Origin of the sequence: Dactylococcopsis salina PCC 8305 (assembly GCF_000317615.1) — a bacterium.
Classification (GTDB): domain Bacteria; phylum Cyanobacteriota; class Cyanobacteriia; order Cyanobacteriales; family Rubidibacteraceae; genus Halothece; species Halothece salina.
The window spans coordinates 2187827-2200734 of sequence record NC_019780.1; the positions used below are offsets into that span (position 1 = coordinate 2187827).

Consider the following 12908-nt stretch of genomic DNA (forward strand, 5'->3'; position numbering starts at 1 on the left):
ATTCGTAAATTGTTTTGCCCCCAAACCCCCAATACTGGGGGCTTTCATTAATCAATTTTTTACAAATGATTTGGGATTGCTATAACTGAATTTCCTCGCAATTAATAGGTGGTACGATCGAAGCATTTCGATCGGAATCCACGGGATTTTAATCCGTAGAGAGTTCAAATCTTTTGGTAACTGATTGACGATCGAGCTACGATGATAAGGTGGTTTGGTTAACAAAAGCAAATATGATCGAACGTTATACATTACCCGCAATGGGGGAACTCTGGACAAATGAAGCCAAACTTAAAACTTGGTTAGATGTTGAGTTAGCAGTTTGTGAAGCGCAAGCAGAATTAGGGAATATTCCAGAGACGGCGTTAACAGAAATTAAAGAGAAGGCGAATTTTGACCCCCAACGGGTGTTAGAAATTGAGAAGGAAGTGCGCCATGATGTGATTGCTTTCCTCACCAATGTTAACGAATATGTGGGAGAAGCGGGGCGTTATATTCATTTAGGACTAACCAGTTCCGATGTTTTAGACACGGGATTAGCACTGCAATTAGTCGCTAGTCTAAACTTGATTTTAGAAGAGTTGGAAGCTCTGGCGCAAGCGATTCGTTATCAAGCACAACAACATCGTTATACGGTGATGGTGGGACGCTCTCACGGGATTCATGCTGAACCGATCACCTTTGGATTTAAATTAGCGGGATGGTTGGCTGAGATATTTCGTCACCGCGATCGAGCGATTCATCTCCGTAATGAGATCGGCGTTGGTAAAATTTCGGGTGCGGTGGGAACGTATGCAAATATTGATCCCAGAGTAGAGTCTCTGGCTTGCGAAAAGTTAGGATTACAACCCGATACCGCTTCGACGCAGGTGGTATCCCGCGATCGACACGCACAATTTTTGCAACAACTGGCACTATTGACCGCCTCTTTAGAAAGATTTGCAGTAGAAATCCGTAATTTACAACGGACAGATGTTTTAGAAGTCGAGGAATATTTCTCAAAAGGACAAAAAGGTTCTTCCGCAATGCCTCACAAACGAAACCCGATTCGATCGGAGCGATTAACAGGATTAGCGCGAGTGGTACGCGGCAACGCCATGACCGCTTTAGAAAACGTGGCTCTCTGGCACGAACGAGACATTTCCCACAGTTCCGCCGAACGAGTCATTCTTCCCGATAGCTGCATCTTAACGCATTTCATGCTCCATGAAACCACCGATTTAATCAAAAATCTTTTGGTTTACCCTGAAAATATGCAACGGAACATGAATATTTATGGGGGCGTTATTTTCAGTCAACGGGTGTTATTAACCTTAGTAGAAAAGGGAATGAGTCGAGAAGAAGCCTATCAAATCGTCCAACGTTGCGCCCATCAAGCCTGGAATCAAGCGGATGGGGATTTTTACAAGCTGGTTACTGAAGATTCTACAATTAAAAACACTCTGTCTTCCAGTGAGATTGACAGTTGTTTCGATCCACAACATCACCTTGACAACCTAAACACCATTTACCAACGTTTAGGAATTTAACCCCCAGTCTCCCCACAAAAGTAGGTGGGGTGGAGAGAAGCGAAACTCAACACAAAAAGTAGGTTGGGTGGAGGGAAGCGAAACCCAACAAAAAAGTAGGTGGGGTGGAGAGAAGCGAAACCCGACACCAAAATTAGGTGAGGTGGAGAGAAGCGAAACCCAACACCAATCAGTGACCAGTTAAGCAGTGACCAGTGACCAGTAGTTTTCCAACTTAATTAGTAATACCATGGGTGAACAATTAGTGCTACAAATTGACTACTTATACCATTTTCAAAAAGTTATGCTACAGTATCCGATGATGAAACTCAGCTATGGTGGGCAGGGCAAACCCTACAATGTAGCTTTAGTTATTAGAAATGGTATTAGATTATTAATTCACTGATCACTGATCACTGGTCACTGGTCACTGATCACTGGTCACTGATCACTGATCACTGGTCACTGATCACTGATCACTGATCACTGGTCACTGATCACTGGTCACTGATCACGGTGAACTATAGTTCCCCCCTACAATCACCAATTCAATGATAAAATGCCATTGCCAAAATCTGAATCTACTAATATGACTGATTTCTCTTCAGCGATTCCCATTGATCGAATTTGCTATAACGAACAAGGATTAGTTCCCGCGATCGTTCAAGATTATCTTGATGGTACAGTTTTAATGATGGCGTGGATGAGTTCGGAATCCTTACAGAAAACCCTTGAAACAGGGGAAACTTGGTTTTGGAGTCGATCGCGCCAAGAGTTATGGCACAAAGGCGAAACCTCTGGACACTTACAAAAAGTGAAAGCGGTACGCTACGACTGTGATAGTGATGCGCTATTAATTACAGTGGAACAACTTGGGGACATTGCTTGTCACACAGGAGAACGATCGTGCTTTCATCAGGTAGAAGGAACAAAAACCCCACCCCCAGCAGATACCCTTTCGGGATTGTATGAGGTAATTTGCGATCGGCGCGATCGCCCACAAGTGGAATCCTACACCTGTAAACTAATCGCTGGTGGCGATAACAAAATTCTCAAAAAAATTGGCGAAGAAGCCGCCGAAGTGGTGATGGCTTGTAAAGATGATGATCCCAGCGATATTGCCTCAGAAGTCGCCGATTTATTTTATCACACCTTAGTTGCCTTAGCATATCATAACGCAGATGTCAAGGAAGTTTACAAAAAATTACAAGAGCGCAAACGTTAAAACGGGGATTACAACTCAAACTGTTCGCCAAGATAATATTGACGGACTAAAGGATTATTGTAAAGTTCTTGCGCCTTTCCCGCCGCCAGAATCCCTCCTTGACTCATAATATACGCTCGATCGGTGATTTCTAGCGTCTCTCGGACATTATGATCCGTGATTAAAATGCCCATATTTTGCGATCGAAGCTCCTCCACCAGCGACTGTAACTCCGACACCGCGATCGGATCAACCCCAGCGAACGGTTCATCAAGCAATAAAAACCGAGGTCCCTTTTCTCCCACCGCCAAAGCTCGCGCCAATTCAGTGCGTCTTCTTTCCCCACCAGAGACGCGACTCCCCCCCGTATTGGCAATATTTTCGAGACGAAACTCCCTTAATAACCCTTCCAGACGTTGACGCTTCCTCCGTTGGGAAAAGCCATTTTGTTCCAAAACCAAACGAAGATTATCCGCAACCGTCAGATGGCGAAAAATGCTAGTTTGTTGAGGCAGATAACCAATTCCCAAGCGCGATCGTCGATCGATCGGTAAACCAGTAATATTCTCCTCTCCTAACCAAACACTACCTTGATCTGGCTTCACTAACCCCGTAGCAATATAGAAAGTCGTTGTTTTCCCCGCGCCATTGGGACCGAGTAACCCGATAATCTCCCCTGGAGAAACCATCAAACTCACCCCATTAACCACAGTTAGTTTCCCATAAGACTTATGAATATGTTTTAAGACTAAACTCACGCCAAACCTATTGTTGAAGAGAAGAATTAGAACTATCTTGAGGCTGGGGAACAACATAAGTCGATCTTACCTGTTGTTCAGCTTTAGGAGTCGCCACAAATCGCCCCTCCTCCAACAAATAAACCACTTTCTCCGCCCGAATACTGTTTTCCCCTTGTAACACATAAACATCACCCGTGAGAACTAAACGACGTTCATTGCGGAAATATTGCGCTTGCGCCGCCGTCGCTTGTAACGCTTGAAGCGGATAATTAATTTGAACATTTCCTCGCGCTGTAATCACCCCAGTTTCCGAATTCGCTTCCTGAACATCAGATTGAACCGTCATCGTATTTTGTCCATTAGAATTGCCCGATTGAGCCAGAGAAGAAGTCGAAGAAAACGCCATCATTCCCAAGAGAGTAACAGCGAGAAAACCAGACTTAAGAGGAAAAAATAAACCTTGCTTAAACATAATGTTGGGAATTTTGAGTTTCTATCTCCTAGAACACAGTTTATCGCACAAAAGTAGGTTGGGTGGAGAGAAACGAAACCCAACACCAATATTTGTTATTTGTTATTTGTTATTTGTTATTTGTTATTTGTTATTTGTTATTTGTTCACTGGTCACTGGGAGACGTTCCATGGAACGTCTCTACATTGGTCACTGATTACTGGTCACTGATTACTGGTCACTGATTACTGGTCACTGGTCACTGATTACTGGTCACTGGTCACTGATTACTGGTCACTGGTCACTGGTCACTGGTCACTGATTACTGGTCACTGATTACTGGTCACTGATTACTGGTCACTGGTCACTGATTACTGGTCACTGGTCACTGATTACTGGTCACTGATTACTGGTCACTGATTACTGGTCACTGGTCACTGATTACTGGTCACTGGTCACTGATTACTGATTACTGGTCACTGGTCACTGGTCACTGATCACTGATCACTGGTCACTGGTCACTGATCACTGTTTAACCCCAGTGGTGCTAATTCCCTGAATAAACTGGCGTTGTCCCACTAAAAACAACAGTATAACTGGAATCGTCGCCATAATCACCGCCGCCATCAGTAAAGACCAATTACTGGTAAATTGTTCCTGAAACTGTGCCAAAGCCAACTGTACCGTTGTCAACTCGGGTCGCGTGGTGAATACCAACGGCTTAAATAAATCATTCCATTCCCCAATAAACGTAAATAAAAACACCGTCACTAAAGCGGGACGGGCTAACGGAAGCATAATTTCCCGTAAAATTTGCCAACGACTCGCCCCATCTAAAAACGCCGCCTCTTCCAACGCGATCGGAATCGTTGTAAAATACTGACGCATCAAGAAAATACTAAACCCATTAACAGCAGTCGGTAGAATCAACGCCCCATAAGTATTAATTAAACCGCCAAACTTTAACACCAAAAAAATCGGAATCACTAACAACTGAAACGGAATCACCAACGTTGCTAAAATCACCAGTAACAAGCTCTGACGACCGCGAAACCGTAATCTAGCCAAAGCATAGCCAGCGAGAGAAGCCGTAATTAATTGTAGAGTAGTAACACTTAAAGCCACAAAAGTAGAATTCGCAAAAGCCAGTAAAAAATTTCCTTGTTGCCAAGCCTGTTGATAATTTTCTAAAGTTAGAGACGACAGATTAAAATTGGGACTAGCCGTCGTTCCCGAAGGAGCAAAAGACGTAAGCAAAATGATTAACAAAGGAGAGAGGACGATCGCGCCCCCCAGTAGTAGAATTAAGAAGCGAACAAAAGATTTCATGTAACTTGTTAGGATGAAGGGGAACTAATCGTTTCTATAGAAAGATTCAACGAGGTAAAGTAGAGAATTTTGGCGAAAACGCCTAAGCTGAATATATTATTGGTGATAAGGAAGCCATAGGAGAAAATATACTTATGCAAGATGTTGCAGTTACCCCAACCTTAGATTACACTAGCGAAACTTATAAAGATGCCTATAGTCGGATCAACGCGATCGTAATCGAAGGGGAACAAGAAGCCAAGGACAACTATTTACATTTAATCCAACTCTTACCCGATAGTAAAGACGAACTAACCAGTCTCTCAAAAATGGAAGCCCGACACAAAAAAGGGTTTCAAGCCTGCGGCAAAAACTTGAGCGTTACCCCAGATATGGAATTCGCCCAAGAATTTTTCGCAGAATTACATCAAAACTTCCAAGATGCACTGGCAGAAGAAAAAGTAGTCACCTGCTTACTGATTCAATCTCTGATTATCGAATGTTTTGCCATCTCAGCATATAACATTTATATTCCCGTTGCCGATCCCTTTGCACGGAAAATCACCGAAGGAGTCGTCAAAGATGAATATACCCATCTCAACTACGGGGAAGAATGGTTAAAAGCTCACTTTGACGAAGTTAAAGACGAATTAGAAGTCGCTAATCGTCAAAACCTTCCCATCATCTGGAAAATGCTTAACCAAGTCGCTGCGGATGCGAAAATTTTAGGCATGGAAAAAGACGCTCTCGTAGAAGACTTTATGATTGCTTATGGTGAAGCTCTCAGCAACATTGGCTTTAGCACCCGTGACATTATGCGGATGTCAGCTTACGGCTTACGAGAAGTGTAGATTAAGCATTCTCTTTCCAATTCGTTAACGAAATTCCCCGTCGTAACTGGCGGGGAATTTCGTTTTTCAAAGTGACTTCCCACTAAATCGGAACTCTTTCTTCGCTCTCTAGCCAATATTTCAATGTGAGTGAAAGACCCTCCTCCAAGGAGACTTTTGGCTCCCAACCCAATTCAGCTTTAATTTTGTCATAGCAAGATTTACCCACATACGATGCATCACCTTTGGGAACTGGCTTCTGCTCAATGATGGCCTTTTTGCCTATTAATTTTTCTGCCATTGCAATCATGTCATTAAGTGTGGTTGCTACGTGGTGGCCTGTGTTATACTCTTCAAAGCCAGACCTCGGAGGATTATCCAACGTGAGCATATAAGCGTCAACGATGTCTGAAACGTATATCCAAACACGAGTTGCTTCACCTGTTCCAAACTTTTGAATTGCTTCGCCTTTGTAAATTCTCTCGACGCAAATTCTAGGAATCATGTCTGGTCGTCCGCGAGGCCCGTATGTTGCGAAAATCCGGATGATCGAAACTTTCATTTCTGGATAAATGGTATGATAGACATGGCCAAATGCGTCGCTTGCAACTTTGGTGGCGCCGTACGGATTGATAGGGTGACGAGGCGAGTCTTCGTAAAGCATTGTATTCGGACTGTCAAACTGTCCGAAACAACTCCGAGTCGATGTTTGGATAACGTGTTGTACCTTGCACTCACCGCAAGCCTTCAGCAAGTTGATAACTCCTTTAATGTTTACGTCAACATACTCCATGGGAAACATGACTGAGCGCCGATCGTCAACCATTCCAGCAACATGAATGACTCGCGATATTTTATTTTCTTTTATCGCACTATAAATCGAGTCGTACTTAGTCAAATCTCCTTTGATCATGACTAGAGACCCTCCTTTCTCCTTGTATAGTTTGAACTTATTTTCGAGGTAAGTTTTGTTGTCATTCTTTTCAGATGCTTTAGTTGTTTCGTTGTTAAAGACATCAAATACGAAGACGTTCTCACCACGTTCAATCAAACGCTCTACAATGTGGGATCCGACGAATCCGACACCTCCAGTCACGAGGATGTTCATGTTCATAGTTCCTTGATTTTTTTCTATCTTTGTTACATAGCAGTCCTATCTCACGAGCATCACTGACACGCAAGTCAATCACACTTGTCTCCGGCATAGATTTTAACAGACCTAAACCATTAATGTCAACAAGCGAGCGAACTTTTCCAAAAAGTTAAACTATGTCAGCTAATGTCAAGTAATAGTTGTATTAGAAAATAACTCTTTCCGAATCTATTTAAACGTCTTAAGATTGATAAAGAGTGAGTTATTCACTCCTGTAATCACCATATTTAATTTATAACGACCTGATTCACAGGTTGAAAGCGAGAAATTCATGTTTGGTTTGATCGGTCATTCCACCAGTATGGAACACGCTCAAAAAGCGGCAGCACAACTTGGCTATCCCGAATATCATGAACAAGAATTAGACTTTTGGTGTTCAGCACCACCACAAATTGTTGATGATATTAAAGTCACAAGCGTAACAGGAAACACAATTGACGGGAAATATATTGAGTCTTTTTTTCTCCCGGAAATGCTTACTCAGCGTCGCATCAAGGCGGCGGTGCGAAAAATATTAAATGCCATGGCTCATGCTCAAAAAGCCAACATTGATATTACCGCACTCGGCGGCTTTTCTTCGATCGTGTTTGAAAACTTTAGTTTACAGAATAATCGTCAAGTGCGTAACGTTGAACTAGACTTTCGGCGTTTTACCACTGGTAACACCCATACCGCTTATATTATTTGTCGTCAATTAGAACTTGCCAGCGCGCAAATTGGGATTAATCTGTCTCAGTTAAAAGTAGCGGTTTGTGGCGCAACTGGTGACATTGGTAGTGGTGTTTGTCGTTGGCTGAGTGAAAAAACCTCGATTCAAGAGTTATTGTTAGTCGCTCGTAATCAAGAACGCCTACACACTCTACAATCGGAATTAGGACGGGGAAAAATTCTCCCGATGGAAGAAGCACTCTCTCAAGCTGATATCGTGGTTTGGGTAGCCAGTTTACCGAAAGGGGTAGAAATCAATCCAGAAACCATGAAAAAGCCGAGCCTTGTGATTGATGGCGGCTACCCGAAAAACTTTGATGCTCGCATTCAAAACCCAGAAGTGTTTGTTCTCAAAGGGGGAATTGTAGAACACTCCCTTGACATAGAATGGACAATGATGGACATGGCAAACATGGACGTTCCGAACCGTCAATTATTCGCTTGCTTTGCCGAAGCGATGTTATTAGAGTTTGAAAAATGGTACACTAACTTTTCTTGGGGGCGGAATCAAATTACTGTCGCCAAAATGGAACAAATTGGTGAAGCTTCCCAAAAGCACGGCTTTAGCCCTCTTTTGCTCAAAGAAGCCGTTACCGCAGCTAGAACTTAAATTCTCTCCCGACTTTCCTCACCCTCACTCATTTCTTGGTTGACTATTCGCAACTTTTCTATGTCCAAATCAAACCGCAAAACCTTCCTCCTAGAATTTGAAAAGCCTTTATCAGAACTGGAATCACGGATTGATCAAATTCGTGAGTTAGCCGAGGATAATCAAGTTGATGTTTCTGATCAAATTCGACATCTTGAAGAAAAAGCAGTTCAGCTTCGCAAGGAGATATTTAGCACCTTGACTCCGGCGCAACGGTTACAATTAGCACGTCATCCTCGTCGCCCTAGCACCCTCGATTATATTCAGGCGATGAGTGAGGAATGGTTTGAGTTACACGGCGATCGGGCTGGAAATGATGATCCCGCTCTCGTGGGGGGAATCGCTCGTCTTAATGGTAGCCCTGTAATGATGTTAGGACATCAAAAAGGACGGGATACAAAAGACAATGTGGCTCGGAATTTTGGCATGGCTTCCCCCAGTGGTTATCGCAAAGCAATGCGCTTGATGGAACACGCCAACCGCTTTCAGATGCCGATTTGCACGTTTATTGATACCCCTGGCGCTTGGGCTGGAGTGGAAGCAGAAAAGAAAGGACAAGGGGAGGCGATCGCGTATAATTTACGAGAAATGTTTAGCCTTGATGTGCCGATTCTCTGCACTGTGATCGGTGAAGGGGGATCAGGCGGTGCGTTAGGAATTGGTGTCGGCGATCGAATTTTAATGTTAGAACACGCCGTTTACACCGTCGCCACCCCCGAAGCCTGCGCCGCCATTCTGTGGAAAGACTCTGGTAAGTCCGAAAAAGCCTGTGAAGCCCTAAAAATCACCTCTTGGGACTTAAAAGACCTCGGCATCCTCGATCAAATCATATCTGAGCCAGTACGGGGCGCTCACGCCGATCCGATCGGGGCAGCCAACCTGCTGAAAGAAGTGTTAATTGCAAATTTAGAAGCACTAATGCAACTCCCCCCACAACAAAGACGAGAACAACGCTACCAGAAGTTCCGTCATATCGGTAAGTTTACAGACCTTGCCGAAAAAGGTCAACTGAGCCTTCCTAGCGAAACTGATCAAGATCAGCATCACTTAGAAACCCCCTCTTCTCACTTTCTCAGTTATTAGAGAAATTAAAATCTCCTTGAAAAACTGCCATCTTGAAAAGGGTTTCATCACTGCTCAATGTACGACAACACCTTTGACTTCTCCTCGCTAAACAAGATAAATCGTAGGTTGGGTGGAGCGAAGCGAAACCCAACACAAATGATAAGGAATTACCTGAACCTGATATAAGACTCTATCGTCGCTATCTTAATTTTGCAGTGCGTCAAATTATTGTTTATTTGCGTCCCTCTAATTCTCCTTTGGTGTTTCAAGATCAATTTCAAATTGATAATCTCACCGCCAGTTTTGAAATCATTCGCCTATGGGAACAGCCAACAGAGCAGTTTTTAACGTCTTCAGGATTATTTCCATTTGCAGTTTTGGCGAACACAACGGAAGCAAGTGGAACTCTACAACAAGTGGCGCAAGAAATCGAGAAAATTGAAGACATAACCGAACAAAGGAATATTGCTGCCTCAACTGCACTATTGGCAGGTTTAAAATTAGACAAAGAGATAGTTGAAAGAACTATGAGGTCAAATGTTATGAAGGAATCAGTTATTTATCAAGATATTATTCAACAGGGGAGTAAGCAAGAGGCGATCGCATTTGCGTTAAGATTGCTGAAACGGCGACTGGGAACAGTCAACGCGGAACTAGAAACACAAGTCCAATCCCTATCTGTGGAAAAATTAGAGGCATTAGGAGAAGCCTTACTGGATTTGAACAGTGAGACAGAAATTAGAACTTGGTTGGAAAACTGCCATTCTTAAAGAGGTTTCATCACTGTTAACGCATATCGTTGCGGTGAGAGATAGGTTTTCGCCAGGTGTTGCAAATCTTCTGGCTGTAACTCTTGAATCCGTTGCGGATACCCTACCGATAATTCTACCGTTCCGAGAGTGCTGTAATAGCCGTATAAACCCGCCAGTTGTCCAGGGGTTTCGGTAGAAAAAATATAATCATTACAGAGTAATCGTTGGGCGCGGTTCAATTCAGTGATCGAGATCGGCTTTGATTGTAATTCCAGAACCCGATCGCGCAAAATCTGTTCTACTTCCTCTAAATTTTGGGGATGTAACCAAACATTAATCGTAAACAAACTCGAATCCTGTTGTAGAGAGAAAGCACTTCCCACCTCATAGGCTAACTGTTTCTCCTCCCGTAACTCTCGCACCAAGCGCGAACCGCTTCCCTGCGCCAATAACACCGATAATAAATCAAGTCCCACCGCATCCTTCCAACCTGCAATTCCCACACCACGCCATCCCATCACTAAACGAGCAATTTCTAGATTCGGAAGTCGCACTTCTCGGCGTTGGGGAGAAGTTAAGCGAGGTAGAGGCGCGATTTCAAACTTAGGACATTCTGAAGGCACACTAAACGGATGAAACGCTGATTTTACTCCCTCTAACGCCGCCTGTTGATCGATATTTCCCACCACAACCACCGTCATATTGTGCGGTTGATAATAAGTTCGATGGAAACAACGGATTTCGTTCGCCGATCGAGCTAACAACTCCTCCTCCGTCCCTAGAATCGATCGAGCGTAAGGATGTTCCTCATATAAACTTTCACAAAGCGCCTGAAACGCAAACCAATCGGGATTATCCTCCATCTCCCGAATTTCCTCCAGGACAACACTACGTTCACAAAGAAACTCCTCCTCTGGAATTTCCGCCTGGAGGAGTAACTCCGCCAAATAGGGTAAAGTATCACGCCAACAACTTCCCGCCGTCGTTAGGAAAAAATGGGCATAATCATAACTGGTTTCCGCATTAGTCATCCCCCCATAATTTTCCACCACATAATCAAACCAACCTGGGGGAATGCGCTTCGTTCCCTTAAAAATCAAATGTTCTAAAAAATGAGCCGTTCCCGACCAAGGTTCTCGTCTCGCCCCAGCATTTACCCAAACATCCGTCACCACCACTGGTGTTGTTGTCAACTGTTGATGAATCACCCTTAAACCATTGTCCAACTCAATGACAGTTGCTGGAAACGCCTCCGACAAGATTTGCATTCTACCTCCTCAAAAAAACAAAACCCCCAAAAAAGGGGGAAAGTTTGCACCGCAACGCCGTTTTACCTCAGTTTATGACCTCCTGTTGCCAGGTGGGTACCGACATCTTGCTTTAAGTTTCCGAATACTCGTTCGGTTTACTGCCACAAGAGGGGTTGGTTCCCGGATAGGTCTTGCTTGTAGATCAAAAAACTATATTGGCAGTCACCAACGTTGCAGCAACAAGGGGCGATCGACCAACTAGCCGTTCACCGTTATGAGGAACTTAATCAAACTTACCCATAGCTTCTAAAAGCCTGATCGAGTCTGATGTCCACTTCCTGCTTCTTTCCACGCTTGGGCTTTTCCTAGCAACGTCGGCGTTATCTAGTCCACAGGCTGACACGATGTAACTCACCGCCAAAAGTGACTTTCTTTGAACTGTCTTGGTTATCGATCAGTTTAAGTTAGCCACTATTAAATTATATCAGTTAATTTGCCTAACTAGGTCAAAGAATGATTAAGTTTTTAGTTTCTGTTCCTAGCCCTTTCACCCCCGATCTTAACTTGTAATCAGGGGAAACTGACAAGAGGAAAAAAATAATATTAATTTTCCTCATCCTCAAAATCTTCACCACCCACTTGTTTGAGATGAATATGTTTACGTCCCAACGTAATTTCAAACTCATCTCCTGGCTTCAACCCCATTTTTTTCGTATAAGCAGCCCCAATTAATAAATTATTATTCGACTGTACACTAATTTTATAACTCGCCGATCGTCCGCCACGTCCGCGCCCATTTCCATTACTATCTAAGTGAATTCCCTCTGCATCCATTAGAGCGTTAAGAAATTTCATCATATTAACTCGTTTCACACCGTTTTTTGTTTCGGTGTAGTAACCACAAGCCTTTGCTTTTTCTTCCCTATTGAGATCACCCAAATCTTTAACTTTTTTGAGTAAAGCCTCACCGGTTAGAGGATTTCCTTTTTTTTGTGCCATTAACTGAAACTCTTATTTCATTAACTTCCGTCTTTCTACTTTAGCTGTTTTTTTAGCCCTAGCGCAATTAAATTTTCCACGCCTAGAACCTCAGCTTCTAAAGACTATATTACATTTTTTTCCAGAAATCAATGATCGGGAAAAAAATAGCTGACACCAAGCAAATTTCTGAGATCACTACTTGACTCTCTTTAGTAACATTTACCACAGTTTCTCTTGTCGTCATCTCTTCACCTGATCTCATTCATCAAACCCCTTCCATCCCCTTTCTCCCTCACCCTAATATTGCCT

Annotated in this window: 13 protein-coding genes and 1 other RNA gene; 7 read left to right on the top strand and 7 right to left on the bottom strand. The window is 43.3% G+C overall.

The features are described 5' to 3' along the window. Positions 1–233: 233 nt before the first annotated feature. Both purB and hisIE read left to right on the top strand, forming a co-directional pair. Positions 234–1529, top strand: a complete 1296-nt coding sequence (purB, locus tag DACSA_RS10815; protein ID WP_015229791.1) for an adenylosuccinate lyase — start codon at positions 234–236, stop codon at positions 1527–1529. Positions 1530–2097: 568 nt separating this feature from the next. Beyond that, a complete protein-coding gene (gene hisIE / locus DACSA_RS10820; RefSeq protein WP_015229793.1) occupies positions 2098–2733 on the top strand; it encodes a bifunctional phosphoribosyl-AMP cyclohydrolase/phosphoribosyl-ATP diphosphatase HisIE in 636 nt (211 codons plus the stop codon). 8 nt (positions 2734–2741) lie between these two features. On the opposite strand, the gene lptB is transcribed toward hisIE, so the two are convergent. Beyond that, on the bottom strand, positions 2742–3470 hold the full coding sequence (gene lptB, locus DACSA_RS10825) for an LPS export ABC transporter ATP-binding protein (protein WP_041235447.1): 729 nt from the start codon (positions 3468–3470) through the stop codon (positions 2742–2744). A 7-nt stretch (positions 3471–3477) separates the two neighbouring features. After that, complete coding sequence (locus DACSA_RS10830) at positions 3478–3924, bottom strand: LptA/OstA family protein (protein ID WP_015229795.1); 447 nt, start codon at positions 3922–3924, stop codon at positions 3478–3480. Between the two features lie 62 nt (positions 3925–3986). Here DACSA_RS10830 and DACSA_RS20660 point away from each other — a divergent pair, with 62 nt between their 5' ends. Then, complete coding sequence (locus tag DACSA_RS20660) at positions 3987–4148, top strand: hypothetical protein (RefSeq protein ID WP_156800765.1); 162 nt, start codon at positions 3987–3989, stop codon at positions 4146–4148. A 280-nt stretch (positions 4149–4428) separates the two neighbouring features. Here the strand turns inward: DACSA_RS20660 and DACSA_RS10835 are convergent, their stop codons facing one another. Beyond that, a complete protein-coding gene (locus DACSA_RS10835; protein ID WP_015229796.1) occupies positions 4429–5232 on the bottom strand; it encodes a carbohydrate ABC transporter permease in 804 nt (267 codons plus the stop codon). 134 nt (positions 5233–5366) lie between these two features. On the opposite strand from DACSA_RS10835, the gene DACSA_RS10840 reads away from it, so the two are divergent. Next, on the top strand, positions 5367–6062 hold the full coding sequence (locus tag DACSA_RS10840; protein ID WP_015229797.1) for an aldehyde oxygenase (deformylating): 696 nt from the start codon (positions 5367–5369) through the stop codon (positions 6060–6062). An 82-nt stretch (positions 6063–6144) separates the two neighbouring features. Here DACSA_RS10840 and DACSA_RS10845 read toward each other — a convergent pair whose 3' ends face one another. Further along, entirely contained in the window at positions 6145–7155 is a 1011-nt protein-coding gene (locus DACSA_RS10845) for an NAD-dependent epimerase/dehydratase family protein (RefSeq protein ID WP_041235448.1), read from the bottom strand. Positions 7156–7465: 310 nt separating this feature from the next. On the opposite strand from DACSA_RS10845, the gene DACSA_RS10850 reads away from it, so the two are divergent. From DACSA_RS10850 to DACSA_RS10860, 3 genes are all read left to right on the top strand, one after another. Continuing rightward, a complete protein-coding gene (locus DACSA_RS10850) occupies positions 7466–8512 on the top strand; it encodes a long-chain acyl-[acyl-carrier-protein] reductase (protein ID WP_015229799.1) in 1047 nt (348 codons plus the stop codon). Positions 8513–8572: 60 nt separating this feature from the next. Beyond that, positions 8573–9634 (top strand): acetyl-CoA carboxylase carboxyl transferase subunit alpha, encoded by a 1062-nt coding sequence (accA, locus tag DACSA_RS10855; protein ID WP_015229800.1) that lies wholly within the window; start codon positions 8573–8575, stop codon positions 9632–9634. A gap of 197 nt (positions 9635–9831) precedes the next feature. Continuing rightward, positions 9832–10386: a DUF4351 domain-containing protein gene (locus DACSA_RS10860; protein WP_051017307.1), complete on the top strand. Its 555-nt coding sequence runs from the start codon at positions 9832–9834 to the stop codon at positions 10384–10386. Here the strand turns inward: DACSA_RS10860 and DACSA_RS10865 are convergent. From DACSA_RS10865 to DACSA_RS10870, 3 genes are all read right to left on the bottom strand, one after another. Next, positions 10383–11636, bottom strand: coding sequence for a M16 family metallopeptidase (locus DACSA_RS10865; protein ID WP_015229801.1), 1254 nt, complete (start codon positions 11634–11636; stop codon positions 10383–10385). The genes DACSA_RS10860 and DACSA_RS10865 overlap by 4 nt on opposite strands. Positions 11637–11678: 42 nt before the next feature. Continuing rightward, positions 11679–11861, bottom strand: a non-coding RNA gene (gene ssrS, locus DACSA_RS19135) — 6S RNA. A gap of 360 nt (positions 11862–12221) precedes the next feature. Next, the gene (locus tag DACSA_RS10870) at positions 12222–12617 is read right to left on the bottom strand and encodes an AbrB family transcriptional regulator (protein ID WP_015229802.1); all 396 of its coding nucleotides are present in this window, start codon (positions 12615–12617) and stop codon (positions 12222–12224) included. Positions 12618–12908: the final 291 nt, after the last annotated feature.